The sequence below is a fragment of the Thioalkalivibrio sp. ALMg9 genome (assembly GCF_000380625.1).
GTDB lineage: Bacteria > Pseudomonadota > Gammaproteobacteria > Ectothiorhodospirales > Ectothiorhodospiraceae > Thioalkalivibrio > Thioalkalivibrio versutus.
The window spans coordinates 139,346-165,936 of record NZ_AQYC01000006.1 but is presented as its reverse complement, the minus strand read 5'-3'; the positions used below and the strand labels follow the sequence as shown (position 1 = coordinate 165,936).

The window sequence follows — 26,591 nt, the reverse complement described above, 5'->3', positions numbered from 1 at the left end:
AGAAAAATCAATCCTACATTGTAGCAGAAGATTCTTATATTGCCGGTGGCCTGATGGATTCTCGGGTCAAGGCTGGGTCGCGACCCGGCTCTGGGGCGACCTCCTTGACCGCTATGTTGAGGGCGAATCCGGGCGCTTCAAGCCCCGGCGCGCTATTTGGGCAGGTCGAACCGCTGCAACTGCTGGGTAAGACGGGCGAGCTCGGCGCGTTGTTCCGTTCCGAGTTCGGAACCGGGGCGAGTCAGTTCACGAATTCGCAATCGATAGTGCTGACGCAGGAGCTGGCGGGCGCAGTCCAGCGCCGTCTGGCGGGTGACCGCTGGCTCGCCGTCGTTGAGCTCCTGGTGGGCCAGGGCCATGAGTCGCTGAAAGTGGCGCTGGTCGCGAAAGCGCTCCAGCAGGCCGGCCGTGTGGCGTCCAGGGCTCTCGTCCAGGGCCGCGAGGACATTGCGCAGGGTCTCGGCGGCCGCTCCGGGCAGCTCGACGACCTGGCGGAACTCGGGCTGTGACCAGTCCAGTTCCGGGTGTTGCAGGACGCGGGCGAGCAGGGCACCCCACAAGGCCGGGGCGCTCTCGCCGCGCGCGGGCGCACGGCCGCCGGGGGTGGCGGGGAGCTCGTGACCCGGGCCCGGTTCAGGGTTGCGGGCAGGCTGGGGTGGCTGTTCCGACAGGACCTGTTCCAGTCGCTCCTGGCTGAGCCCCGTCTCCTGTCCGATGCGTTCGACCAGCTGGTCACGAAACAGCGGATCGCGGGCGGTGGCGACCAGCTTCATCGCCGCGTGGGCGAAGCGGGTGCGGCCTTCGGCGGTGTCGGTGGGGTGCTCCTCGCGCTGCAGGCGCATCAGGGTCTCGGACAAGGGCAGGGCGCCGGCGAGGCGCTCCTCCCAGCCGGCCAGGCCGTCGCGCAGGACCAGGCTGTCCGGGTCGTCGCCCTCCGGCAGGAACAGCACGCGCACCTCGCGCAGGCCCTGGATCGCGGGCAGCGCCTCGCCCAGGGAGCGCCAGGCGGCGCGGCGGCCGGCGGCATCGCCATCGAAGCACAATGTGATGCGCGAGACCTGACGGAACAGGCTGTCCAGGTGGGCACGGGTGAGCGCGGTACCCATGCAGGCCACTGCGCGGTGGAACCCGGCGCGGGCCAGGCCGACCACGTCCATGTAGCCCTCGACCACCACGATGTCGTCCAGCCGGGTGCCGGCCTTGCGCGCCTCGAACAGGCCATAGATCACCTGGCCCTTGTGGAAGACCTCGCTCTCTGGACTGTTCAGGTATTTCGGTTCGCCGTCCTCGATCAGGCGCCCGCCGAAGCCGGTGATGCGCCCGCGCCGGTCGCGGATCGGGAACATGATGCGCGCGCGGAAGCGCTCGCGGATGCCGCCGTCGTCGCGGCGCGCGGCCAGGCCGGCATCGACCAGTTGCTGCGGAGTGAAACGTGGTTTGAGCGCCTCGATCAGCCCCGCGGGCGGGGCCCAGCCGATCTGGTAGTTGCGTGCGGTGGCGCCGTCGATGCCACGGTTTTTCAGGTACTCGACTGCCCTGGGGGTCTGGCGCAGTTGCTGTACGTACCATTCGGCGGCCGCGTCCAGCGCGTCATACAGCGGGGCATGGGCCTCGCGGCGGTCGTCATCCCCGGCCTCGCGCGGAACCTCGAGCCCGGCCTGTTCGGCCAGCTGCTCGATCGCCTCGGGAAAGCTAAGGTTCTCGTACTCCATCAGGAAGCTGATGGCCGTGCCATGCGCCCCGCAGCCGAAGCAGTGATAGAACTGCTTTTGCGGGGAGACGTAGAAAGACGGCGTCTTCTCGCCGTGGAACGGGCAGCAGGCCGCGAACTCGCGCCCGGCCTTCTTCAGGCTGACGCGGCGCTGAATGATCTCGACGATGTCACTGCGTTCGAGCAGATCGTCGATGAACGCCTGGGGGATGAGGCCTGCCATGGGGTCGCTGCGTGTTCCTCGGAGTCGTGCCGGTGGTTGGGTTCGCATGATAGCCCGGAGGGGCCGGTGGCCGTCAGGGCATCGATCCGTTCACGTCAGTGCGAGCCCCCTCATCCCGCCTTTGCGATCGCCCAAACAAAACGGGCCCCGTGAGGGGCCCGAATCGCGGTGCTGCCGGATGGCGGGTCAGGCGGCCTGGCGCAGGTTGGCCAGCAGGCCCCGGAGTTCCGAGGCCTTGGGCTTCACCAGCCAGAACGAGCCCTGGTAGTCGTCGAAGCGCTCCAGGATTTCACGGCCCCAGGCGCTGTCGGTCTCGTGCACGAATTCCGTGACGAGTTCCTCCAGGTAGTTCCGGTGCGCCTCCATCTCCTCGGTGTCGAGGCGGTGCAGGTCGATCAGCTCGTTGTTGATGCGGTCCGGGAAGTCGTTCTCCCGATCCAGCACGAATGCGAAGCCGCCGGTCATGCCCGCGCCGAAGTTGATGCCGGTATTGCCCAGCACCACCATCACGCCGCCGGTCATGTACTCGCAGCCGTGGTCGCCGATGCCTTCCACCACGGCGATCGCGCCGGAGTTGCGCACGCCGAAGCGCTCGCCACACTGGCCGGCCGCGAACAGCTTGCCGCCGGTCGCCCCATACAGGCAGGTGTTGCCCATGATGGTGGTGTCCTGGCTGGCGAAGCTGGAGCCCTCCGGCGGCCGGATCACCAGCTTGCCGCCGGTCATACCCTTGCCGACGTAGTCATTTGCATCGCCTTCCAGGTACAGGTGCAGACCGCCGGCATTCCACACGCCGAAGCTCTGCCCGGCCGTGCCCTTCATGCGCACGGTGATCGCGGCGTCTGCCATGCCCTGATTGCCGTGACGCTTGGCAATCTCTCCGGACAGCCGCGCGCCGATCGAGCGGTCGGTGTTGGCCACGTCGAAGTGGTATTCGCCTCCGGCCTTGCTCTCGATCGCCTCGAGCATCTCCGCGACCATCTTCTCGGCCAGCTCGCCCTTGTCGAACGGCTCGTTCTTCGGCGCCTTGCAGAAACGCGGCTTGTCGGCCAGGTCGCCGCTGGCCAGCAGGCCGTTCAGGTCCAGATGCTGCTGCTTGGGCGTCTCCCCCGGCAGGATCTCCAGCAGGTCGGTGCGGCCGATCAGGTCGGTCAGGCTGCGCACGCCCAGCTTCGCCATCCATTCGCGGGTCTCGCGGGCGACGAACTGGAAGTAGTGCATGACCATCTCGGGCAGCCCGATGAAGTGGTTCATGCGCAGCACCTTGTCCTGCGTGGCCACACCCGTTGCACAGTTGTTCAGGTGGCAGATGCGCAGGTACTTGCAGCCCAGCGCGACCATCGGGCCGGTGCCGAAGCCGAAGCTCTCGGCGCCCAGGATGGCCGCCTTGATGACGTCCAGGCCGGTCTTCAGGCCACCGTCGGTCTGCAGGCGTACCTTGTCGCGCAGGTCGTTGCCGCGCAGGGTCGCGTGGGTCTCGGACAGGCCCAGCTCCCACGGGGTGCCGGCGTACTTCACCGAGGTCAGCGGGCTGGCGCCAGTGCCGCCGTCATAGCCAGAGATGGTGATCAGGTCGGCGTAGGCCTTGGCCACGCCGGCGGCGATGGTGCCGACCCCGGCCTCGGAGACCAGCTTCACCGAGACCAGCGCATCCGGGTTGACCTGCTTGAGGTCGAAGATCAGCTGCGCCAGGTCCTCGATGGAGTAGATGTCGTGGTGCGGCGGCGGCGAGATCAGGGCCACGCCGGCATTCGAGAAGCGCAGCTCCGCGATCATCTTGTTGACCTTGTGCCCCGGCAGCTGGCCGCCCTCGCCGGGCTTGGCGCCCTGGGCGACCTTGATCTGCAGGACTTCGGCGTTGACCAGATAGTGCGGGGTCACGCCGAAGCGGCCGGAGGCCACCTGCTTGATCTTGGACATGCGCTCGGTGCCGTAGCGGGAGACGGCCTCGCCGCCCTCGCCGGAGTTGGAGCGTCCACCGAGGCGGTTCATCGCGGTGGCCAGGGCCTCGTGGGCCTCCGGCGACAGCGCGCCCAGGCTCATGCCGGCGGAGTCGAAGCGCGGCAGGATGTCGGCCTCGGGCTCGACCGCGTCAAGCTCGATCGGCTCGATGTCGTCGCGCACCTTGAGCAGGTCGCGCAGCACGGTCACCGGGCGTTCGTTCACCAGGTCCGCGTATTCCTTGTAGATCCCGTAGTCGCCGGACTGCACCGCGCGGTGCAGGGTCTGGATCACGTCCGGGTTGTAGGCGTGGTACTCGCCCCCGTGGACGTATTTCAGCAGACCGCCCTGGCCGGCGCTCTTGCGCGGGTTCCAGGCACGCTTCGACAGCGTCTCCAGATCCGCCTGAATGTCGGCGAAGCGGGTGCCCTGGATGCGGCTGGTGGTGCCCTTGAAGCAGGTCTCCACGATTTCGTCGGACAGGCCGACGATCTCGAACAGCTGCGCGCCGCGGTAGCTGGCAATGGTGGAGATGCCCATCTTGGACAGGATCTTGAACAGGCCCTTGTTGATGCCGCGGCGATAGTTCTGCGCCAGGGTCAGCGGGTCCGCGTTCGGGATCTCGCCGGATTGGCACATGCCGTGCAGCGCGGAGTAGGCCAGGTACGGATAGATCGCGGTGGCGCCGTAGCCCAGCAGCACCGCGAAGTGGTGCGGATCACGCACGGTGGCGGTTTCGGCAACGATGTTCGCGTCGGTGCGCAGCTTGGCGCCGATCAGGGCATGGTGAACCGCGCCCACGGCCAGCGCGGCCGGGATCGGGCGGCGTTCCGGGTCGATGCCGCGATCCGACAGGACCAGCACCACGGCACCGTCGCGCACGGCCTCGACCGCGTGCTCGGTCAGGGCCTTCACGGCGTCCTCCAGCGAGCCGGAATGGACGTCGTAGTTGAGGTCCATGCGCTCGACGCGGAAGGCGTCCTCGGTCTGGTTGCACAGCTCGCGGAACTTGGCCTCGGACAGCACGGGGGAGTCGGACACCAGGCGGTGGGCGTGGTCCGGGGTCTCCTCGAACAGGTTCTGTTCGCGGCCGAAGCAGGTCTCCAGTGACATCACGATGCTTTCGCGCAGCGGGTCGATCGCCGGGTTGGTCACCTGGGCGAATTGCTGGCGGAAGTAGTCGAACAGCGAACGGGTGTGGCTGGAGAGCACTGCGAACGGGGTGTCGTCGCCCATGGAGCCCACGGCCTCCTGCCCGGCCTCGGCCAGCACGCGCAGGATCTGGTCGCGTTCCTCGAAGGTCACGTCGAACAGTTTCTCGTAGGTCTCCAGGCGCTCGGGCGGCATCGGCTCGCCAGAGAACAGCTGGTTGTCGTCCAGCTGGCTCTTCAGGTGCTTCACGTGCGCGCGCAGCCACTGGCGGTAGGGCTGGCGGGTGCGGTTGATGCGGTCGACGTCCTCGGGCTGCAGCAGCTCGCCGGACTCGGTGTCCACGGCGAGCATCTGGCCGGGCTTCAGGCGCCCCTTGGCGACCACGTCCCCGGGGGCGTAGTCATACACGCCGATCTCCGAGGCCAGGGTGATGTGGCGGTCCCTGGTAATCACGTAGCGCGCCGGGCGCAGGCCGTTGCGGTCCAGGGTGCAGGCGGCGTAGCGGCCATCGGTCAGCACGATGCCGGCCGGGCCGTCCCAGGGCTCCATGTGCATGGAGTTGTATTCGTAGAACGCGCGCAGGTCGGAGTCCATGTGCGCGACGTTCTGCCACGCCGGCGGGACCAGCAGGCGCATTGCGCGGAACAGATCCATACCGCCGGCCAGCAGCACCTCCAGCATGTTGTCCAGGCTCTGCGAGTCGGAGCCCTCCAGGTTGACCAGCGGTTCCAGCTCGGCCAGCTCCGGCAGCTTCTCGGTGGCGAACTTGTGCTGGCGCGCGATCGCCCAGTTGCGGTTGCCCTGCACGGTGTTGATCTCGCCGTTGTGGGCGAGGAAGCGGAACGGCTGCGCCAGGCCCCACTGCGGGAAGGTGTTGGTGGAGAAGCGCTGGTGGAACACGCAGATTGCCGTCTCCAGTTCCGGGCGCTTCAGGTCCGGGTAGAACACCGGCAGGTTGGCCGGCATCACCAGACCCTTGTAGGAGAGCACCTGCGCCGACAGGCTGGGCACGTAGAACACCGGGTCGTCGCCCATCGCGATCTCGGCGCGGCGGCGCACCACGAACAGCGCGCGTTCGAAGTCGGCCGCGTCCATCTCCGCCGGGGCATTGATGAACACCTGCAGGATGTGCGGCTGGCTCTTCATCGCCTCGGCGCCGCAGGCGTCTTCCGGATTGACCGGCACCTCGCGCCAGCCGGCAAGCCCGAGCGGGCCGCGCTCGATGGCGCTCTCCACGGCGGCGCGGGTTTCGGCGATCTTTGCCGGGTTGATGAACACGATGCCGGCGGCGAAGCGCTCGGCCAGTTCAATCTTCGACTCGGAGGCGAGGGTGCGCAGGAAGGCCTCGGGGGTCTTCATCAGGAGGCCGCAGCCGTCACCGGTCTTGCCGTCGGCGGCGATCGCGCCGCGGTGGGTCATGCGTTCCAGGGCCTTGATCGCGGTGTCGACCACCCAGTGGCTGGCTACGCCGTCCATGTGCGCAATGAGGCCGAAGCCGCAGTTGTCGCGCTCGAATTCGGGGCGGTAGAGGGTGCCGTTCAGTTGGTTCTGTCGCATTGGTCAACTCCGGTCGCAGCGCGCGGGGCCGTACGCGGGCGCGGTACGTTGGTCAGGGCCGTCCCTGGAAAAAGAACACGGAAAAAGGCGCAGGAATATAGCCGAACCGTCATTCTCCCGGCAAACCGGGGCCGGTCAAGAAGACACGACATCGACGCAGGTTAAGTCGTGGTGGGGCGGTTCACCACGAAGCCCGCGAAGGCCTGAAGGAGGGCAACTTCAAAAGCGTTATAAACCACACAGGGCACGGAGTTCACGGAGCAATTCGGGGTCAGGGGCAAAGCGCATCGAGCTACCTGCGCTTTCGCCCACCAGCCATCCAAAGATTTCCTGATTCGCCACGAGGGTCAGCCAGGTCCAAGGACCGTGCGGGCCCGGGTGTGTACAGCACCCGGCGGCCGAAGGTGGCCCTGGAGCGCAGCGGCACGCGCCCCGGGCTCCATGCGCCTCCTGCTTCGTCATCCCGGAAACCGGGTAGCGGTTATCCAGGATCTCGGCGGCTGGGGTTGCCCCGACGGGGGGATCCCGGCTCTTCGCTTCGCTCCGGCCGGGATGGCAGTGCAGGGGAGGGTGACATTCCAAAAAGGCCCGGATGATCCCCGTGACTGGCTGACTCTCGTTGCTAATCAGGAAAGATTTTGCCTTTCTCTGTGTGCTCTGTGCCGAACCGCTTTTTGCTTCTTCGTGCGCTTCGTGGTGACCAAGCAGCGCGGGGATCAGTCGCGGGTGACGTTCTGGACCGAGCCGATGGAGCGGATCCAGGGTTCGTCGCGGCGCACGGCGGCGGGCAGGTCCTCCGCGGCGCGCTGGGCGGCGGCCCGGTCGGGGAAGACCCCGGCCAGGATGACCACGAATTCGCGGTTGTTGACGCGCGTTGGGATATAGCGGATCCCGCCCAGGTCGTGCTGATCGGCATAGGCCCGTGCGGCCCCCATGTTCGGCGCGGCCAGCAGCTGGATGGTCGTGGCGCCTCCGTCCTGGTCGTTCAGCCAGGCGCGGTCGTTGCGCAGGCGCTCGGTGTCGGCATCCTCTGCGGCCGGCTCTTCGGTGGCGGGTTCCGGCTCGGGCGTGGGCTCGGGTGCCGGTTCAGGCTCCGGCTCCGGAGTGCTTTCTGGCTCGGCCGGCGGTTCGGATGCGGGCGCCGTCTCCGCGGGTTCCGCCGCCGTCTCGGGTTCGGGCTCGTCCGCGGCCGGGTCCTGGGTGGCTGTCTCCCGCTCGGTCGGTTCGGCTTCGGCCGGAGGGGGCAGGTCCAGTGGGTCGGCCACGACGACCTCGTCGTCGGTGGTGGCTGTCGGCCCCTCGGGCGCGGGTTCCGGCTCGGCCTCGGTGATGCGCGGCTCGGGCAGGGGTAGTTCGATGATCTCGCTATCGGTCGGCGCGGATTCCGTCTCCAGCAGTTGCCAGGCGACCGGGGCGGCGATGCCCAAGGCCACGGTGATGGCTACCGCCGGGACGAACCAGCGCTGGTTCCAGAAGGCGACGTTCTCCGCCGCCGGCGGCTCCGGGATGCGGTGATCGGCGTCGATGCCGCCCGGCTCGCCCGGCGGCGCCTCGGGGGCTGTCTCGCGGGGCGGGTCGGGTCGCGGAGTGGACGCGGCAAGAGCCTCGGCCGCCGGGGTGAAGCGGTCGTCGTCCGGGTCGCGGCTGGCGCGGATGGTCGTCTCCGGGGGCGTTTCGCTCGCCGGCTCGGCCTCGCGGGTGGAGGGGGTGAGCGCGGGCTCCCCGTCTTGCGGTTCGATGTCGGTGTCTGTCTCGGCCGCCTCGCCCGCGGCCACCCCCGGGGCAGTGCTGCCGGCGGCTGTGGCTGCGGCACCGGTCCGGCGCTCGCTGCGGCACTGGCGTTCGAGGAAGCTGTTGGCTTCGCGGTTGAGGTTGCCGGGCAGGCCCTGACTGGTGGTCTGCAGGTGATGGATGGCGTCTGCATCCAGCAGGCGATCGGGGTCGGCCAGGCCCGCGGCCTGCAGGCGGTGGCGCAGGTAGGCCGCGGTCTGCTCCAGGTTGAACGCGCGCAGGCTGACGCGAGTGACCTGGTCCTCGTCGGAGGGGTCGGGCAGGTAAAGGCGGCGGCGCAGTAGCCCACTGGAACCGACCAGGATGATGCGCGGGGCGCGGCCCTGCCTGGCAAGGATCTCGCTGCGCATGCGCATCAGGTTGTTGACGATGTCGGTGCCGACCAGGTGCGCGTCATCCATCGCGATAACCGGGTCGACGCCTTCGGCGACGCGGTCGCCGAGGAGTTCGGTCAGAGGGCGATCGGGGTCGTCCGCGTTCTGCGAGCGCAGGTAATTGCGGATGGTGTTGTCCACCGACTCGAACTGGGTGTTGATGCGCGCACGGAAGGCGATCAGCTCGAACGGGTCGGGCAGCATCGCCAGCAGTCGCATCAGCTGGAGGCTGCGGCCGGAACCGTTCTCGCCGGTCATCAGCACGACTGCGCCGGGGCCGTTCAGGGCAGCCCGCGCGGACTCGAGCAGGCCATCTAGCAGCGGGTCGCTGTAGATGAAGGTCTCGTCGGGCGCGTCGTCAAACGGCGGCGCGTGCAGGCCGAGGTGTTCCAGGCATTGTTCGGAAAGCGCCATCGAATTCCTTTTCAGGTCAGCGTGCCCAGGTCGAACAGGCGGTGGTGTTCACGGATGGCGTGGCGGTCGGTCATGCCGGCGATGTAGTCGGCGATGGCGCGTTGCGGCCCGTGCGCGTCGTGGGTGGCCATCTCGTCGGCATGCCGCTGGTAGTGCTCGGGCATCAGGCGTGGCTCCGACTCGAACGCGGCAAACAGATCGTGGATCAGCTGGCGGGCCTTGTGCATTACCCCGTGGACCTGGTGGTGATGGTAGAGGTTCTCGCGCAGGAAGCCCTTGAGCTCGCGCGCCTGTTCCGCCATCTGCGGGCTGAAGCGGATCAGTGCCTCGCCGGCGCGGCGCACGTCGTCGGGGGTTTGCGGGCGCTGGTGGTCGATCGCGGCCTGGCTGGTCTCGATCAGGTCGCCGACCAGGGCGTCGATCATGCGCCGGACGGTCTCGTGCTGGATGCGACGGGGGTCCAGGTTCGGATACCGGGCCTGGACCGTTTCGCGGCAGTCGCGGAACAGGGTGACCTCGGCGAGGCGGTCCATGGTGAGCAGCCCGGAGCGCAGGCCGTCATCGACGTCGTGATTGTTGTAGGCGATTTCGTCGGCGACGTTCGCGAGCTGAGCCTCGAGGCTCGGCTGTTCCTTCTGCAGGAAACGCACCCCGATCTCGCCCAGCTGGCGCGCCTTCTCGGGTGCGCAGTGCTTGAGGATGCCCTCGCGGGTCTCGTAGGTGAGGTTGAGGCCGTCGAAATCGGCGTAGTGGCGCTCCAGCAGGTCGACGATGCGCAGCGACTGCAGATTGTGCTCGAAGCCGCCGTGTTCGCGCATGCAGGCATTCAGTGCGTGCTGCCCGGCATGTCCGAACGGGGTGTGACCGAGATCGTGCGCCAGCGCGACGGCCTCGGTCAGGTCCTCGTTCAGCTGCAGGGCGCGCGCGATGGAGCGCCCGATCTGCGCGACCTCCAGCGAGTGGGTCAGGCGGTTGCGGAACAGGTCGCCCTCGTGGCTGATGAAGACCTGGGTCTTGTACTCCAGCCGGCGAAAGGCGCTGGAATGCACGATGCGGTCGCGGTCGCGCTGGAAATCGCTGCGGTGACGCGGCGCGGCCTCGGCCTGGGCGCGGCCGCGCGAACGTGCGGGGTCGCAGGCGTAGGGCGCCAGGCCCGGTGCGGCCGCGCTGGGGGTGGCCATGGTTTCAGGCGACACGGGCATGCTCGTGCAGGGTGTCGTCCAGGGCGTCCTGATCGAACGCGTCGGTGAGGACGGCTTCGCCAATGCCGCGCAGCAGTACCAGGCGCAGGCGGCCGCTGGCCACCTTCTTGTCGATCGCCATCAGCTCGCGGAAGCGGTCCGGGGTCACCGCCCCCGGCGGTTCCAGGGCCAGGCCGGCGCGCTGGATCAGGGCCTCGGCGCGTTCACGACCAGCGGTATCCAGCCAGCCCATGCGTTCGGACATGCGTGCGGCCATGGCCATCCCGGTGCCCACGGCCTCGCCATGCAGCCAGGCGCCGTAGCCCATGCCGGCCTCGATCGCGTGGCCGAAGGTGTGGCCCAGGTTGAGCAGGGCGCGAATGCCGCCCTCGCGCTCGTCGGCGGCGACGATCTCGGCCTTGCAGGCGCAGGAGCGACGGATCGCGAAGGCCAGTGGCTCGGGTTCCAGTGCGCGCAGGGCGTCGATGTGTTCCTCCAGCCAGGCGAAGAACTCGGCGTCGCGGATCAGGCCGTACTTGATCACCTCGGCCAGGCCCGCCTGTAGCTCGCGCTGGGGCAGGGTCTTCAGCGTGTCGGTGTCGATGACGACGGCGCGTGGTTGATGGAAGGCGCCGATCATGTTCTTGCCCAGCGGGTGATTGACACCGGTCTTGCCGCCAACCGAGGAGTCGACCTGGGCGAGCAGGGTGGTTGGGACCTGAACGAAGTCGATACCGCGCTGGTAGATCGCGGCGGCAAACCCGGCGATATCCCCGACCACCCCGCCGCCCAGGGCGACGATGCGGCTGCCGCGATCCAGGCGCGCCTCCAGCAGCCGGGTCAGGATGGTCTCTACCGTCGCGAGGGTCTTGTGCTGTTCGCCGTCGGGCAGTTCGATCCATAGCGGGTCGCTGCTGCTGTCGCAGGCGGCGAGGTTCCGGCGCAGGGCGTCGCCATACAGCGGCCCGACCGTGGTGTTGGTCACCACGGCGACGCGCCGGCCGTGCAGCGCCGGCCGGAGCCGCTCCGGTTCGCCCAGCATGCCCGGCCCGATGTGGATCGGGTAGCCGCGTTCGCCCAGTTCTACGTTGAGACTTTCCATGCCCGTCATCATAGCGTGCGGGCCGACGGCGGCGTAAGCCGGGCATTCCGCATGGTGCGGATCGCTTCACGGACTTTTGCAATTGGCGCCGGTTGGATTACCATAGGGAGTTCTGCATGGTCGCCCGGAGTGTTTGGCGGCCGGTTTTGTTATTTTTGATCGAGATGATCCTGCATCCGTTTCGGAGATTGTATGCCGCACGTACGAATTCGTGAGAACGAGCCCTTCGAGGTCGCCCTGCGCCGTTTCAAGCGCACCTGCGAGAAAGCCGGCGTGGTCGCGGAAGTCCGCCGCCGTGAGTACTACGAGAAGCCGACCACCGAGCGCAAGCGCAAGGCCGCTGCCGCGGTGAAGCGTCAGCTGAAGAAGAATTCCCGCGACATGACTCGTCGGGTGCGTTTGTACTGAACCCCGTCCGGGTGGCTGCCCGGACCCGAGGACCCAAAGATGTCGCTCAAGGCCCGGTTGCAGGATGACGTCAAGCAGGCCATGCGGGCCCGGGCCAAGGACCGCCTGGCTGCATTGCGCATGATTCAGGCCGAGGTATCGCAGTTCGAGGTGGACGAGCGGCGCGAGGCCGACGACGACGCCGTGCTGGCGATCCTCAATCGCATGCTCAAGCAGCGGCGTGATTCCATCGATCAGTATCAGAAGGGCGGTCGCGAAGACCTCGCCGAGCGCGAGGCCGCCGAGGTCGTCATCATCGAGGAATACATGCCCGAGCCGCTGGACGCCGCCGCGCTGGACCAGTTGGTGAGCGAGGCGATTGCCGAGACCGGAGCCAGTGCCCCGGGTGACATGGGCCGCGTCATGGGGGTGCTGAAACCCCGGGTCTTCGGGCGTGCGGACATGGGCCAGGTGAGCCAGAAGGTCCGCGCCGCCCTGCAGGGCTGACTACGGGCCGGATCCCGGCCGAACTCCCCGGGCCCATCGCGGCCCCTATCCCGATTTCGTCGGAGCGAGTGTTCCATGGCTTCCAATCCGATGCAGTTCCTGGACCTCCCGCGCCAGGACCCCCAGAAGACTCCCGCCGAGATCCGGATCCACGAATTCGGCGAGATCATTGGTCAGTTCGATCCCGCCACGGCCGGTCAGCAGGCCGGCCGTTGCCTGGCCTGTGGCAATCCCTATTGCGAATGGAAGTGCCCGGTCCACAACTTCATCCCCAATTGGTTGAAGCTGGTGGAGGAAGGCAATCTGTTCGCGGCCGCCGAGCTTTCGCACAAGACCAACTCGTTGCCCGAAGTCTGTGGCCGCGTATGCCCGCAGGATCGTCTGTGCGAGGGGGCCTGCACCCTGAACGACGGCTTCGGCGCGGTCACCATCGGCTCGGTCGAGAAGTACATCACCGACGAGGCCCTGAAGGCCGGCTGGCGCCCGGATCTGTCGGATGTCACCCCGACCGGCAAGCGTGTCGCGGTGATCGGCGCCGGGCCCGCGGGATTGGGCTGCGCGGACATCCTGGCGCGCAATGGCGTGCAGGCGGTGGTGTATGACCGCTATCCGGAGATCGGCGGCCTGCTGACCTTCGGCATCCCGCCGTTCAAGCTGGAAAAGCACGTGATCCGCACTCGCCGCGAGATCCTCGAGGGCATGGGCGTCGAATTCCGTCTGAATATCGAGATCGGCCGCGACATCGCGATGGATGCGCTGCTGGAGGAATACGACGCCGTGTTCCTCGGCATGGGCACCTACACCGCGATGCAGGGCGGCTTCCCCGGCGAGGACCTGCCGGGCGTTTATCCCGCCCTGCCGTTCCTGATCTCCAATATCCGCCAGGTGATGAACTGGCCGCAGGAAGAAGGCCACGAGTTCATCGACATGGCCGACCAGCGGGTGGTCGTGCTGGGTGGCGGCGACACCGCGATGGACTGCAACCGCACCTCGATCCGCCAGGGCGCGGCATCGGTGACCTGCGCCTACCGCCGCGACGAAGACAACATGCCCGGTTCGCGCAAGGAAGTGGTGCATGCGCGCGAAGAGGGCGTGCATTTCGAGTTCAACGTGCAGCCGGTGGAGATCGTCGGCGACGGCAAGGTCGAGGGCGTGAAGGTCGTGCGTACCCAGATGGGCGCCCCGGACGAACGTGGCCGCCGCCGTCCCGAGCCGGTCCCCGGCTCCGAACACGTAATCCCGGCCGACCGGGTGCTGATCGCCTTTGGCTTCCGTCCGTCTCCCTCCGACTGGTTTGCCGACTACAAGATCGGCATCGACGAGGGCGGCCGCGTGCAGACCGCGGGCAAGCATGCCTTCCAGACCGGCAACCCGAAGGTCTTTGCGGGCGGCGACATGGTGCGCGGCTCCGATCTGGTGGTCACCGCCGTCTTCGAGGGCCGCGAGGCCGCCGAAGGCATCCTTGAATACCTCGGCGTTTGAGCCTTTCGATGTCCCAGAACCTGAAGAACGACCTCCTGCTGCGAGCCCAGCTGCGCGAACCGGTGGAGCGTCCGCCGATCTGGATCATGCGCCAGGCCGGGCGCTACCTGCCGGAGTATCGCGAGACCCGCGCCCAGGCCGGCAGCTTCATGAGCCTGTGCCAGAACCCGGAGCTGGCCTGCGAAGTCACCATGCAGCCACTGCGCCGGTTTCCTCTCGATGCGGCGATCCTGTTCTCCGACATCCTCACCATCCCCGACGCGATGGGGCTGGGTCTGTATTTCGAGACGGGCGAGGGCCCACGTTTCCGCGAGCCGGTGCGTACGCTGGAGGCAATCGAGAACCTGCCAGTGCCGGACCCGGAGCAGGAGCTACGCTACGTGATGGACGCGGTGCGCCTGATCCGCCGCGAGCTGGACGGCCAGGTCCCGCTGATTGGTTTTGCCGGCAGCCCATGGACCCTGGCGACCTACATGGTCGAGGGCCAGGGCTCGCGCGACTTCGCCGAGACCAAGCGTCTGATGTACGGCGAGCCGCAGGCGATGCACGCCCTGCTGCAAAAGGTCGCCACCGCGGTGACCGATTATCTGAACGCGCAGATCCGCGCCGGCGCCCAGTCGGTGATGATCTTCGACACTTGGGGCGGTTCGCTTACTCCGCGGGCCTATCGCGAGTTCTCGCTGGCGTACATGCAGCGCATCGTCGACGGGCTGATCCGTGAAAACGATGGCCGCCGCGTCCCGGTGACGCTGTTCACCAAGGGTGGCGGCGCCTGGCTGGAAATGATGGCGGATACCGGAGCGGATGCCCTGGGGCTGGACTGGACCATCGAGATCGCCGAGGCCAGCCGGCGGGTCGGCGATCGCGTTGCGCTGCAGGGCAACCTCGATCCGTCGGTGCTGTACGCACCCGAGGCGGTAGTCCGCGAAGAGACCCAGCGGGTGCTGGATGGTTTCGACCGCGACACGGGTCATGTCTTCAATCTTGGCCACGGCATTCATCCGGGGATCGATCCGGAGCGGGTGGCCGCGATGGTGGACACCGTCACCAACTACCGACGTTAGTCCGCCCGGCGCGAGCGTACGGCCCGGTTATTATTCCGCCGTGGCCGCCGCCTCTTCGGCGCCGGCCTCCGCCAGCATCCTCTCCACGTCCGCGCGGGTTGCGCGTTGCATCGGGCGCCCGTCCACCGGCGACGGTGGCGCCTGGCGCAGGCCGTCCAGCGCGAATACCGTGAGCTCAACATCGGTGTCGTCCGGTCCGCGGAAGGCGAGGAAGGGGATGCGCTGTTCGCGCCCCTGCCGGCTGCGGTAACGGCGCTCGCCGGTCTCGCAGTGAATCCCCCGATCCCCCATCTCCAGGATGACCTCTTCCACTGTCTCGGCGAAGGCATGCAGGTTGATCAGCGGTTGTGATTCCACTAGCCCTTGCAGGAGCGGGCCGACCAGCCGCGGTTCCAGGTGCTCTAGGCGTTCCATCACGACCAGCGCCGCTTCCAGGCGGCCGCGGTAGGCGGCGCGGCTGGCGGGGCTGGCAAACAGCCGGCTGCGTTCGATGGCGGCGTCCTGGATCTCCAGGTTGCCGGGCATGTCGTGTCGGGCGTCCACGCCCAGGTGTTCCGCGGCTTTCCGCTTGGCCAGGCCGAAGTCCCGGATGCCGTCGTCGAGCATGATGCGAGCGGCTTCCTGGGCCAGCTCCTGGCGCGCGCGCGAGGGGCTGGCCATTTAAAAGACCAGTTCGGGTTGCTGGTTCCCGCTGCTGCCGTTCTCGCCGTTCCCCGGAATGACGTGTCCGCGTTCCGGGATCTGGTGGGGTAGCAGCCACTGGTTGCGCGCGCCCGGGGCGTCGTCGCTGGGGGCGCGCTGGCCGTTCGGCAGGATGGCGACCCGCACCAGGTCGTTGGGGCGCTCCACCGGCCGTTCCGGCTGGTCGGCCAGCACGCTGCCCATGAAGCGGGTCCAGATTGGCAGGGCCGCGCGACCGCCACTTTCGCGTCGGCCCAGCTCGCGGTTGTCGTCGAAGCCGATCCAGGCGGTTGCGACCAGCTCCGCGTTGAACCCGGCGAACCAGGCATCGCGGTAGTCATTGGTGGTCCCGGTCTTGCCGGCCAGGTCGGACCGGCCCAGTTCCATGGCCCGCCGTCCGGTTCCGGATGTGATGACGCTGCGCAGCATGTCGCTCATCTGCCAGGCGACACCGGGATCCAGGACCGGTACCGGATCGGTGTACTGCAACGGGCCACTGCTGGCGACCAGCGGCAGATCCTGGCCCTTCGGGTTTGTGCAGGGCGCCGGGCAGGCTCGTTCGGTCGGTGCCTCGTACAGGGTCTCGCCGTCCGCCGTCTCGATGCGGGCGATGATCCAGGGGCTGTTCAGGCGGCCGCCGCTGGCGAACACGCCATAGGCATTGTTCAGCTGCAGCGGGGTGAGGGAGCCGGTACCCAGGACCATGGACAGGTTGTTCGGCTGCCTTTCGAGGTCCAGACCGAAGCGCGTCAGTTCCTGGTGTACGTTTCCGGTGCCCAGGCGGTCGAGCAGGCGAATGGAGGCCAGGTTGCGGGAATTCGCAAGTGCCTCGCGCAGGGTGGTCTCGCCGTGGAAGCGCCGCGAGTAGTTCTGCGGGCGCCATTCGGCCCCCAGGGCGGGGTCGTTGAAGACCATCGGCGCGTCGATCACGGTCCCTTCGGGCCGGTGGCCCTCGCGCAGGGCCAGGGCATAGACCAGCGGCTTGAACGCGGATCCTGGCTGGCGTTGCGCCTGGGTCGTGCGGTCGTAGCGGTTCTCAAAGAAGTCGAACCCGCCGGCCAGTGCCAGGATGGCGCCGTCCTGAGGGGCCTGGGCGATCACGGCGCCGGTGACTTCCGGCTTTTGCGCCAGGCGCCAGCGGCCGTCGGTATAGGGACGTATACGGATCACGTCGCCGCGTTCGAGCGCCGGTGATCCGGCCCATTCGCGGTCTTCCGGCAGGACTTCCAGTTCGCCAATGCGGCCGCCGTCGACGCGCAGTACCCCGGCGTCGCCCTGCCCCAGGACGACGGCCGGGAACAGCAGCCTTCCGTGCACGCCAATGGCCATCAGCGCGCGCTCGCGTGCCTCGGCGTCCTCCAGGGTATTGCCGGGAAGCCGCATTTCGGGACCGCGAAAACCGTGACGCTCGTCATATTCCAGCAATCCTTCGCGCAGCGCCTGGTTGGCCGCTTCCTGCTGGCGGGAGTCGATCGTCGTGTGCACCTGCAGGCCGCGACGGTAGGCGTCGTCACCCCACAGGTTCACGACCATCTGGCGCGCCATTTCGGCGACCCAGTGGGCATCAATCTCGGTGGCTGTGGTGTGGCGTTCCGACAGCACCGGGCGCTCGATGGCGGAGGTATAGGCATCCTCGTCGATCACGCCGGTCTCCAGCATCCGCCGCAGTACGTAGTTGCGGCGGATCTCGGCCCGTTGCGGGTTGCTTACCGGGTTGGTGGTCGATGGCGCCTTGGGCAGGGCGGCGAGCGTGGCAATCTCGTCCAGTTCCAGCGCATCCAGCGAGCGGCCGAAATATACCCGCGAGGCCGCCTCGATCCCGTAGGCGCGCTGTCCCAGATAGATCTTGTTCAAATATAGCTCGAGGATTTCATCCTTCTCGAGTTCCTGTTCCAGGCGGATGGCCAGGAAGATCTCGCGCAACTTGCGTTCGTAGGTCCGCTCGCGCGTCAGGAAGATATTGCGCGCGAGCTGCATGGTGATGGTGCTGCCGCCCTGGCTGCGCTCGCCGCCGGTGGAGATCACATTCAGTCCGGCGCGGGCAAGGCCCATGACATCCACACCCGGATGGTCATAGAAGCGCTCGTCTTCCGCCGCAATAAAGGCATCGCGGACTTGCTGCGGGATCGCGTCGATCGGGACGGGAATGCGCCGTTCTTCCGCGAACTCACCCATAAGGCGGCCATCCGCACTGCGGACCTGCAGTGGAGTCTGCAGGCGCACATCGCGTACGGCGTCGGCCTCCGGGAGGCTCGGCGCGTAGTAAACATAGAGAGCGGCCGCCGCGATGGACAGGCCGATTCCGGCTGCCAGAATCAGGGCCAGCAGCGCCGTAATAATCTTAAGGAGCGGATTCATGACAGCAAAAAAAGTGAGGCCAAGATGAGAAGTCGCTTTCAAAGCGACTTGCAACCCTGAAGTCGCGGTGTATATTGTGAACCAGCTAGCATACGTGATTGTAACGCTACCAGTTACTTTCGTCGGGGTATACAGGGGGATGTGTGCTGAGTCTCGGAAAATCCAAACAAGGGGTCCTGGGCGTGGATATCAGCTCGGCAGCCGTCAAGGTGCTGGAGCTGACGCGACAGGGTAAGGGCTATCGGGTCGAGGCCTTCGCGGTCGAACCGCTGCCCGATGGGGTGATGGTCGACAAGGTCTGTCAGGACACCGAGGCCGTGGGTAATGCCCTCGCCCGGGCGGTCAAGCGCTCCGGCACCCGCCTCAAGCACTGCGCGATGGCTGTGCCGTCCTCCGCCGTGATCACCAAGACCATCCAGATGTCGGCCGCGCTGGGCGATGCGGAACTCGAGGGCCAGGTCTTCGTGGAGGCGGATCAGTACATCCCCTACACGCTTGAAGAGGTCAACCTGGATTTCCAGGTCCTCGGCAAGAACGAGAAGAACCCCGAGATGGTCGATGTCCTCGTGGTCGCTTCGCGCCGCGAGAACGTGGACTCGCGCGTGGCCATTGCCGAGGCGGCCAAGTTGACCCCCGAGCTGATCGACGTCGAGGCATACGCGATCGAGCATACCGCCGAGCGCTTGATGGAGCAGGTCCCCGACCGCGAGAGCAAGCCGATCGTGGCGGTCGTGGATGTCGGTTCTTCGGTGACTGCCGTGTATGTCGTCAGTCAGGACGAGGGCGTGGTTTACACCCGCGAGCAGAATTTCGGCGGCCGCATGCTCACCGAGGAAATCATGCGGCGCTACAGCATGAACTATCAGGAGGCCGGTTCCGCCAAGATGAGTGGCGACCTGCCGACCGACTACGCAAGCTCCATCCTCGAGCCCTTCAAGCAGACCATGGTCGACCAGATCCAGCGGCTGCTGCAGTACTTCTACGTGACCCGCCCGCAGGACACCATCGATCACATCCTCCTGGGTGGCGGCTGTGCGGCCATCCCGGGCGTGGACGAACTGCTCGAGGAGGCCGCCGGCACGCCGGTATCGATCGCGAACCCGTTCCGCGGGATGGCGTTGGCCAAAAGGGTCAACCAGGAACGTTTTGCCAATGATGCCCCGGCGCTGATGACGGCCTGTGGCCTGGCCGTGCGGGGGTATGCGTCATGATTTATATCAACCTCCTTCCCTGGCGCGAGAAGGCACGCGAACAGCGGCGCAAGCAGTTCTTCGCCGCGGTTGGTGGCGCCGCGGTGGTCGGCGTCCTTCTTGCCTTCGTTGGCTATAGTTTTATCGGCGCGTTGATCGACCACCAGCAGTCGCGCAACCAGATGCTGGAAAGCGAGATCCGCGAACTGGATCGTCAGATTGCCCGGATCCGCGATCTCGACGAACAGCGCGAGGCCCTTATTGCCCGAATGGAAGTCATCCAGACCCTGCAGGCGCAGCGGCCCGAGGCCGTGCATCTCTTCGATCAGCTGGTCGAGACCCTGCCCGATGGTACCTACCTCAACGAGGTCCGCCAGGAAGGCGAGAATGTGCGCCTGGTCGGGCGCTCCGAGTCCAACACCCGGATCTCCGCGTTGATGCGCCGGATCGATGGGTCGCCCTGGCTGGGCAGTTCCAATCTGCAGATTATCGAGACCCGCGAGGAGGGTCGCCTCCAGGTGCGTGACTTCCGACTGGATGCCACACAGACCCGGCCGGATGCCGCAGAGGGGGATTCCTGATGGATCTCAATGAACTCAAGCAGGTCGATTTCAACAACATCGGGGAAGCCTCCTGGGGCGTGAAGGGCCTGATCCTGGTCGTGATTGTCCTGGCCATCCTCGGCCTGTCCTATTACCTCTTCATCGGCGATCAGCGGACAGAGCTCGAGCGCGCGGAGAGCCGCGAACTGCAGCTGCGCGGCGAGTTCGAGGACAAGCAGCAGCGGGCTGCCAACCTCCAGGCCTACGAGGACCAGCTGGAGGAGATGGAGCGCATGTTCGCCTCGCTGCTCGAGCTGCTGCCCAGTAGTGCCGAGATCCCCAGCCTGCTGGTCGATGTCTCGCAGACAGGGTTGCAGGCGGGTCTCGAGATCGAGCTGTTCGAGCCGCGTGGCGAGAACCGGCGCGACTTCTACGCCGAGGTTCCGATCCGTTTGCGCGTCCGGGGCGATTACGAGGATCTCGCGGAGTTCGTCAGCGGTGTCTCGGCCCTGCCGCGCGTGGTCACCATGCACAACATGCATATCCGCCCGGGCGATTCCGACAACGACCTGCTGATGGATGCGGTCGCCCGCACCTATCGCTACCTGGAGGAGAACTGATGAGGCATTCTTCCATGCGAGCGGTATGGCCCGGACTGGCCATGGTCCTGATGGGCGGGATCCTGCTGTCGGGCTGTACTCAGGACAACCGTGACCTCGAGCAGTACATCGCCGAGGTCAAGGAGCGCCCGGGGAGCGGGATCGAGCCGATCCCCACCCTGGAGCCGCACGAGCCCTATCTCTATCCGGGGCATGCCCGGTCGCCTTTCGACTCGTCGGTAATCGCCCAGCCGGAGCTCGCCGCGGCCGAGGGGCAGCCAGGAGACGCCGAGATTGATCCTGACCGCCCGCGCGAGTTCCTCGAGGGCTTTCCGCTGGATTCGCTGCGGATGGTCGGGTCGCTGGAGCAGCATGGCGTGCGCTACGCCCTGGTCCGGACCCCGGATCGAGGGGTTCAGCGCGTCACTGCGGGCAACTATATGGGCCAGAACCACGGGGAGATCATCGAGATCACGCCGACCCAGATCCGGCTGGTCGAGATCGTGCCGGATGCCTTCGGCGGTCACGTGGAACGTGAAAACTCGGTGGCGCTGACCGACTAGCGGTTGGGGGGGAGAAGAAGATGATGACGAGCATTCGCCGCAAGGTCGGCACAACCAACAGGGGATTCAACATGGGTTCTTCCATGCGCGCTTTCGCAGGCACGGTCGTTGCGGGCCTGCTGTTCATGGTGTCCCAGGGGGTGGCTGCCACCGAACTGGAAGAGATCCGGGCCGGCAGTCTGAGCGGTGACCGGGTGCAGGTGAACCTGCGTTTCTCGGAGACGCCGCCCTCCGATATTCGCGCCTTTGCGATTGATTCACCGCCGCGCATCGCGTTGGATCTGCCCAATGTCGGCAATGCATTGCCGCGGCGCGAGACGGACCTGAATGTGGGCCCGGTGCTGCGGGCGAGCACGGTCGAGGCGGGCAACCGCACCCGCGTGGTGCTGAACCTGACTCAGGCCTCCGAGTACCAGACTCGAGTCGAGGGCAATAATCTCATCCTTACGCTGGGCCGCGGGGTTTCCGAGGCGGATGCACGCACCCAGCAGGTCGTGGATCGTGCGGGTGAACCCGCCGCCACGACCCGCAGCGCCCGACCCATGGAGATCACGGGTATCGATTTCCGGCGGGGCAGCGAGGGCGAAGGTCGCGTCGAGGTGGATCTCTCCCGCTCTGGTGCCGAGATCAACGTTCGCGAGCAGGCCGGCCGCATCGAGATGACCTTCCCGCGCGCCATGGTCGACGAGTCGCTGGAACGTCGCCTCGACGTGGTCGATTTCGCCACCCCGGTGCATACCATCGACACCGTCGCCGAGCGCAATCGTGTACGCATGGAGATCGAGGCGCGCGGCGAGTACGAGATCATTTCCTACCAGAGTGATCGCCAGTTCGTCCTCGAGGTCGCCCCGATTTCCGAGGCCGAACGCCAGGCCCGCGCCCGCGAGGAAGAGGAGTACGCCGGCGAGCGCCTGTCCCTGAATTTCCAGGACATCGAGGTGCGCTCCGTTCTGCAGTTGCTGGCGGATTTCACCGATCTGAACATCGTGGTCAGTGACACGGTGGGGGGCAACATCACCCTGCGCCTGAACAACGTCCCCTGGGACCAGGCGCTGGATATCATCCTGCGTGCCCGCGGGCTCGACAAGCGAATGGACGGCAATGTCCTGTACGTCGCCCCCAGCGAAGAGATCGCGGCGCGTGAACGCCTGGAGATGGAGGCTCAGCGCGATCGACAGGAGCTGGAGCCCCTGCGCACGGAGTTCGTGCAGATCAATTTCGCCCAGGCCGAGCAGATCGCGTCCCTGATTCGCGGCGGTGATGGCGGCGAATTCCTCTCGGAGCGTGGCAGCATCACCATCGACACGCGCACCAACACCCTCCTGGTGCAGGATACCCAGAGCCGGATCGAGGACGTCCGTCGCCTGGTCTCCACACTGGACGTCCCGGTGCAACAGGTCCTGATCGAGACCCGCATCGTGATCGCGGAGGATACCTTCAACCGTGAGCTGGGCGCCCGTTTTGGGATCTCCGGGACGCGGGGTGACCGCCGAACCCGGGTTGGTGGTGCCGGGTCTATCGAGGGCGCGGATGCGGCTCGGGATGCCACCACGGGGGGCATTGGTGGCATCGCTATCGGAGACCGCCTGAATAGCTCGCTGCCGGCCGGTGGCAATGCCGGGCAGGCGGGGCTGAGCATCCTGCGCAGTGGCGTGTTGCTCGACCTGGAACTGTCCGCGCTGCAGGTTGAAGGCCGCGGCGAGATCATCTCCAGCCCGCGTGTGATCACGGCCAATGGCCAGACGGCGACGATCAAGCAAGGTGAAGAAATCCCGTTCCAGGAAGCCACTGCATCCGGCGCGACTTCGACCCAGTTCATCGAGGCCGTACTGTCGACGGAAGTGACGCCGCAGATCACGCCGAACGGCAACGTGATCCTCGACATCAAGGTGACAAAGGACGAGCCCAGCCAGCGTGTGATCCTTGGGGTGCCGGGGATCAACAAGCGCGAGGTGGAGACCCAGGTCTTCGTCGGCAACGGCGAGACCGTGGTCCTGGGCGGTGTGTACGAGATCGACAGCCGCACCAACCTCGAGAAGGTGCCGTTCTTCGGGGATATCCCGTTCCTCGGAAACCTGTTCCGCAACCGCTCCACGGAGAATTCCAAAGCGGAATTGTTGATCTTCGTGACGCCGCGCGTACTCGACTGAGCGCAAGGTGTAGCGTCGGGGCTTGCCCCCGATGGGTTCGATCTCGAAAGCCGGGGCCTGTCCCCGGCTTTTCTTTGGGTGGCCCAGCCAGTAGCCTTGGCGCCCATGCAGAACATCGTACTGGTAGGCCCGATGGGGGCCGGCAAGAGCACAATCGGGCGCGGCCTCGCGGGGCTGCTGCGTCGGCCGTTCTTCGATACCGATCAGGAGATCCAACGGCGTACCGGTGTCGATATCCCGACCATCTTCGAGTTCGAGGGCGAGGGCGGTTTTCGCAAGCGCGAGACGGCGATGCTGGGGTCGCTTCTTGAACAGGAGGGGGCGGTGATTGCCACCGGGGGCGGGATCGTCGAACGCCCGGAAAACCGCGAGCTCCTGCGCGACCAGTTCGTGATCTACCTGCGAGTGCCGGTGGAGGAGCAGTTCCGGCGTACCCGTCGTAACCGCAAGCGCCCGCTGATCGCGGAGGCGGCGGACCCGAAGGCCCGCCTTCAGGAGTTGTTCGTGGTCCGCGATCCGCTCTATCAGGAGGTCGCGGACCTTACGCTGGAGGGCAAGGGGCGGCGGGTGCGCGACGCGGTCAAGGGCGTATGCGCGGCCCTGCAGGTGCAGCGCCCGGATCTTTGCCAGCCGCGCTCCGAAGGCTAGTTGGTAACCATTAAGCGCACGAAGACACCAAGCAAGGGCGCGAGTCATCCACAGTGGCCGGTTGCGGCCCCATGCGTGATTCTAATGGGGTCAACGGGCAGTGGAAGGTCCTGGGCTCCATCGATCTGCCGGACGCCTGGTGGCGGTGGTCACGTGATTTTTTGAACCCCCCGAGGACGGCGGAGCACAGCGAGGCAGTTTCCGGTTGTTCAGGCGCTTCACGACACGCATCCATACCGTTCGCGGATCCTTTTGCCTCGGAACACACCTGCCCCGAACGCCCTTCTCTAGGTGCTCCGTGGTGCACTCGCTTTGGACCTTCTTCGTGCGTTCATGCGCTTCGTGGTCGATCCCACTGCTCGTCAGTGGCGGGTGTTGCCGCCGCCATCGGGGACGAACATGCCGTCCTGCGATGGCGGTGAGCGGCGCCCGTGCGAGGCGTGGTGAAACAGCAGGCGCCAGCCCGTGTCCAGCCAGCGCCAGGTCTGGCTGATCAGGATCGTCCCGGTGGGCGCGACGTCGCCCGGTCGCGTGATCGCCTCCTCGATGACCAGGCTGATGATCTCCCCGGTCTCGTGGCGCCCCACGATCTTCGGTTCGATCCCGATATTCAGTTCACGCGCGAAGACCAGTAGCCAGCTCTCCATCACCTCTGCCACGCCCCGGTGGGCGCGCGGGCTGCCCGGGTGGATGCAGACGATGTCGGGACGCTCGCCCCAGAGGCGCATCATCTGTTCGATATCGGCGGCACGAAAGGCGGCGTAATACGCCTCGACGCAGCGATCGGCATCCGTCGCCATCAGTGCACGCCCCCGGTGGGCCATTCCGGCGTGGGTTCCGGGTCCGGGCTGGCGTGGTGGAGCACCATGCGCCAGCTTTCCCCATCATGGCGGTAGCCATTGGTCGCCAGCATGACGCCGCGCCGCTCACCCTGGACATACAGGTTTTCGCGCAATACGTGGAGGACGAGGTCTTCGCCCGGGATGGCCGTCACCTGGGTTCGGTGTACGATCACCCCGCGCATCCTCGGCAGGATGTCGTCCCAGCTTTCCAGGATGATGTCCGTTCCCTGCAGGCGCTCGCCACCTGGGTGGATGCAGACACACTCGGCACTGTCGTGCCAGATTTCGCGCATGCCTTGTGCATCGCCTGCCTGAAAGGCCGCGTAAAAGGCGGCTTCGGTGGATTCGGGAGAAGGGAACGTGGCCATACCGGTCGGGGCCTCCTGAGACAGAGGGGTTATTGTCGCAGGAGCATCCGCGGATGACGAATATGCGAGATGACGTAATGGGCGCGACCCGCCAGAATGGCGCTCCTTCATCACGGGAGCCCGTATGGCACGTATCCTCGCGACTGGCATTGTCACGCTCGACCACACCCTCGATGTTGCAGCCTTCCCGGCCGAGGACGACGAGGTCCGGGCGCTCGCCAGCACCACCCAGCCTGGAGGCAACGCGACCAACACGGCAACGATCCTGGCGCAGTTCGGCCACCGCCCGGGCCTGGCCGCAGTCATCGCCAAGGGTGCGGCCGGGGATGCCTTGAGCGCGTCCCTGGAGGGCCACGGACTGGATGTTCGTCACTGCGTACGCCGGCCCGGAGCGACGCCGACCTCCCATATTCTTCGCTCCAGGGAGACGGGAAGTCGCACCATCGTTCATCACCGCGACCTGCCCGAACTCGGGGTGGAGGATCTCGCGGGCGTACCCTGGCCGGAATATGACTGGTTGCACTTCGAGGGGCGTAACCCGGAGGCCCTTGCGTCCATCCTGCGCGCGGTGCGCGAGAGCATCTTTGACCAGCCGGTGTCGCTGGAGCTGGAGAAGCCCCGGCCGGGGCTCGACGCATGCCTGGACTATGCCGATGTCCTGATGCTCTCGCGCGACTGGGCGGCGAGCGTGGCGGGCACTCCCGAGGCTGCGCTGGAGCAGCTTTCCGAGCGCTTCCCGGATCGCATCCTGACCGTGACCGCCGGGGCCGAAGGGGCCTGGGTGGCCGCGGGGGGCGTGATCCACCATTGTGAAGCGACGCCCGGACTGCGGGTGGTCGACAGCGTGGGGGCAGGGGATACCTTCAATGCCGGGTTGATCCACGCGCTGGTCTCCGGGGAGCCCCCGGAGCAGGCCCTGACGGTCGCTGTGCGCCTGGCGGAGCGCAAGCTCGAGCAGGTCGGCCTGGACGGGCTGGCTAACGCGGGCTCCGAGCCGGGAGCGTGGCCCGGATAGCCCCCGCAGGGGGATGGTGGTTGTTGACCGGTGCGGGCGGGACTCGGAGGTTCAGGCCTCTTCGCCGAAACGATCGGCGACCAACTCTGCGAGTGCATCCAGCGCCTCCGGCGCATCCTTGCCTTCGGCCTCAATGGTGATCTCGCTGCCCTGGGCGGCGGCCAGCATCATCACGCCCATGATGCTCTTGCCATTCACCTCCTGCTGGTTGCGGGAGACGGAGACGTCCGCGGCGAATTTGCTGGCCAGGCTGACGAACTTGGCCGCGGCGCGCGCGTGCATCCCCAGGCGATTAACGATGGGGACTACGCGCTGCGGCATCGCTGCACTCCTGATCGCAGAGGAGAATCCCGTCATGGCCGCCCGAAAGGGCCTTGTTGACCAGTTCGGTCAGGGGGAGGTGTTGATAGTTGAGCACGCGGATGAGCATCGGCAGGTTGGCGCCGGCGATCACGCGGGCATTTGCACCCCGGGCGACACGAATCGCCACGTTGGAAGGCGTGGAGCCAAACATGTCGGTCAGAACGAGCACCCCCGAGCCGCTGTCGAGGGTCGCCAGGCGCTCGCGGGCGCGGGCCAGGACCTCGTCGGGGTCGTCGTTCTGGGACATCGCCATGGACTCGCAGTCCTCGGGCAGGCCCCCGAGCATGCTCTGCGCGGTCTGCAGCAGGGTATCGCCCAGGTTTTGATGCGTGATCAGAATGAGACCAACGCCCATGGATCTGCTCCGATTGCGGGTTCCAGAAGGC

The 26,591-nt window shown here is 66.8% G+C and carries 22 protein-coding genes; 11 read left to right on the top strand and 11 right to left on the bottom strand.

Annotation, left to right across the window (positions count from 1 at the left end):
* Window positions 1-152 precede the first annotated feature (152 nt).
* The 5 genes from dnaG to aroB form a co-directional block, all read right to left on the bottom strand.
* Complete coding sequence (gene dnaG / locus F792_RS0102890) at window positions 153-1,934, bottom strand: DNA primase (RefSeq protein ID WP_018144554.1); 1,782 nt, start codon at window positions 1,932-1,934, stop codon at window positions 153-155.
* Window positions 1,935-2,120: 186 nt separating this feature from the next.
* Complete coding sequence (gltB, locus tag F792_RS0102885; RefSeq protein WP_018168293.1) at window positions 2,121-6,584, bottom strand: glutamate synthase large subunit; 4,464 nt, start codon at window positions 6,582-6,584, stop codon at window positions 2,121-2,123.
* 716 nt (window positions 6,585-7,300) lie between these two features.
* Window positions 7,301-9,163, bottom strand: coding sequence for an SPOR domain-containing protein (locus F792_RS0102880; RefSeq protein WP_026305884.1), 1,863 nt, complete (start codon window positions 9,161-9,163; stop codon window positions 7,301-7,303).
* Window positions 9,164-9,174: 11 nt separating this feature from the next.
* Window positions 9,175-10,344 (bottom strand): deoxyguanosinetriphosphate triphosphohydrolase, encoded by a 1,170-nt coding sequence (locus tag F792_RS0102875; RefSeq protein ID WP_018168292.1) that lies wholly within the window; start codon window positions 10,342-10,344, stop codon window positions 9,175-9,177.
* A 4-nt stretch (window positions 10,345-10,348) separates the two neighbouring features.
* Window positions 10,349-11,458: a 3-dehydroquinate synthase gene (gene aroB, locus F792_RS0102870; RefSeq protein WP_018168291.1), complete on the bottom strand. Its 1,110-nt coding sequence runs from the start codon at window positions 11,456-11,458 to the stop codon at window positions 10,349-10,351.
* A 180-nt stretch (window positions 11,459-11,638) separates the two neighbouring features.
* On the opposite strand from aroB, the gene rpsU reads away from it, so the two are divergent.
* From rpsU to hemE, 4 genes are all read left to right on the top strand, one after another.
* Window positions 11,639-11,854, top strand: coding sequence for a 30S ribosomal protein S21 (gene rpsU / locus F792_RS0102865; protein ID WP_018144550.1), 216 nt, complete (start codon window positions 11,639-11,641; stop codon window positions 11,852-11,854).
* Window positions 11,855-11,893: 39 nt separating this feature from the next.
* The gene (locus tag F792_RS0102860) at window positions 11,894-12,340 is read left to right on the top strand and encodes a GatB/YqeY domain-containing protein (RefSeq protein WP_018168290.1); all 447 of its coding nucleotides are present in this window, start codon (window positions 11,894-11,896) and stop codon (window positions 12,338-12,340) included.
* Window positions 12,341-12,415: 75 nt separating this feature from the next.
* The gene (locus tag F792_RS0102855) at window positions 12,416-13,822 is read left to right on the top strand and encodes an FAD-dependent oxidoreductase (protein ID WP_018168289.1); all 1,407 of its coding nucleotides are present in this window, start codon (window positions 12,416-12,418) and stop codon (window positions 13,820-13,822) included.
* Between the two features lie 8 nt (window positions 13,823-13,830).
* Entirely contained in the window at window positions 13,831-14,886 is a 1,056-nt protein-coding gene (gene hemE / locus F792_RS0102850; RefSeq protein ID WP_018168288.1) for a uroporphyrinogen decarboxylase, read from the top strand.
* Window positions 14,887-14,916: 30 nt separating this feature from the next.
* Here hemE and F792_RS0102845 read toward each other — a convergent pair whose 3' ends face one another.
* Entirely contained in the window at window positions 14,917-15,546 is a 630-nt protein-coding gene (locus F792_RS0102845) for a hypothetical protein (protein ID WP_018168287.1), read from the bottom strand.
* On the bottom strand, window positions 15,547-17,925 hold the full coding sequence (locus F792_RS0102840) for a penicillin-binding protein 1A (RefSeq protein WP_018168286.1): 2,379 nt from the start codon (window positions 17,923-17,925) through the stop codon (window positions 15,547-15,549).
* Window positions 17,926-18,068: 143 nt separating this feature from the next.
* Here F792_RS0102840 and F792_RS0102835 point away from each other — a divergent pair, with 143 nt between their 5' ends.
* The 6 genes from F792_RS0102835 to F792_RS0102810 all read left to right on the top strand — a co-directional run bounded on the left by F792_RS0102835 (window position 18,069) and on the right by F792_RS0102810 (window position 23,617).
* Complete coding sequence (locus tag F792_RS0102835; RefSeq protein ID WP_038084249.1) at window positions 18,069-19,136, top strand: pilus assembly protein PilM; 1,068 nt, start codon at window positions 18,069-18,071, stop codon at window positions 19,134-19,136.
* Window positions 19,133-19,696, top strand: coding sequence for a PilN domain-containing protein (locus tag F792_RS0102830; protein WP_018144543.1), 564 nt, complete (start codon window positions 19,133-19,135; stop codon window positions 19,694-19,696). The genes F792_RS0102835 and F792_RS0102830 overlap by 4 nt, the downstream gene beginning before the upstream one ends.
* Window positions 19,696-20,277: a type 4a pilus biogenesis protein PilO gene (locus F792_RS0102825; RefSeq protein ID WP_018144542.1), complete on the top strand. Its 582-nt coding sequence runs from the start codon at window positions 19,696-19,698 to the stop codon at window positions 20,275-20,277. The genes F792_RS0102830 and F792_RS0102825 overlap by 1 nt, the downstream gene beginning before the upstream one ends.
* Window positions 20,277-20,819 carry a pilus assembly protein PilP gene (locus F792_RS0102820; protein WP_038031938.1) on the top strand — a complete coding sequence of 181 codons (543 nt, stop codon included), beginning with the start codon at window positions 20,277-20,279 and terminating at the stop codon, window positions 20,817-20,819. The genes F792_RS0102825 and F792_RS0102820 overlap by 1 nt, the downstream gene beginning before the upstream one ends.
* A gap of 20 nt (window positions 20,820-20,839) precedes the next feature.
* Entirely contained in the window at window positions 20,840-22,969 is a 2,130-nt protein-coding gene (pilQ, locus tag F792_RS0102815) for a type IV pilus secretin PilQ (protein WP_018144540.1), read from the top strand.
* 105 nt (window positions 22,970-23,074) lie between these two features.
* Window positions 23,075-23,617, top strand: coding sequence for a shikimate kinase (locus F792_RS0102810; RefSeq protein ID WP_018168284.1), 543 nt, complete (start codon window positions 23,075-23,077; stop codon window positions 23,615-23,617).
* A 362-nt stretch (window positions 23,618-23,979) separates the two neighbouring features.
* Here F792_RS0102810 and F792_RS0102805 read toward each other — a convergent pair whose 3' ends face one another.
* Window positions 23,980-24,441 carry a nuclear transport factor 2 family protein gene (locus tag F792_RS0102805; protein ID WP_018168283.1) on the bottom strand — a complete coding sequence of 154 codons (462 nt, stop codon included), beginning with the start codon at window positions 24,439-24,441 and terminating at the stop codon, window positions 23,980-23,982.
* Entirely contained in the window at window positions 24,417-24,827 is a 411-nt protein-coding gene (locus tag F792_RS0102800) for a nuclear transport factor 2 family protein (protein ID WP_018168282.1), read from the bottom strand. Before F792_RS0102800 ends, F792_RS0102805 begins: the two co-directional genes overlap by 25 nt.
* A gap of 124 nt (window positions 24,828-24,951) precedes the next feature.
* Between F792_RS0102800 and F792_RS0102795 the strand changes: the two genes are divergently transcribed.
* A complete protein-coding gene (locus F792_RS0102795) occupies window positions 24,952-25,842 on the top strand; it encodes a PfkB family carbohydrate kinase (RefSeq protein WP_018168281.1) in 891 nt (296 codons plus the stop codon).
* Between the two features lie 51 nt (window positions 25,843-25,893).
* On the opposite strand, the gene F792_RS0102790 is transcribed toward F792_RS0102795, so the two are convergent.
* Together F792_RS0102790 and F792_RS0102785 are read right to left on the bottom strand one after the other, a co-directional pair.
* Window positions 25,894-26,163 carry an HPr family phosphocarrier protein gene (locus F792_RS0102790; RefSeq protein WP_018144535.1) on the bottom strand — a complete coding sequence of 90 codons (270 nt, stop codon included), beginning with the start codon at window positions 26,161-26,163 and terminating at the stop codon, window positions 25,894-25,896.
* Window positions 26,135-26,560, bottom strand: coding sequence for a PTS sugar transporter subunit IIA (locus F792_RS0102785; RefSeq protein ID WP_018168280.1), 426 nt, complete (start codon window positions 26,558-26,560; stop codon window positions 26,135-26,137). The genes F792_RS0102790 and F792_RS0102785 overlap by 29 nt, the downstream gene beginning before the upstream one ends.
* Window positions 26,561-26,591: the final 31 nt, after the last annotated feature.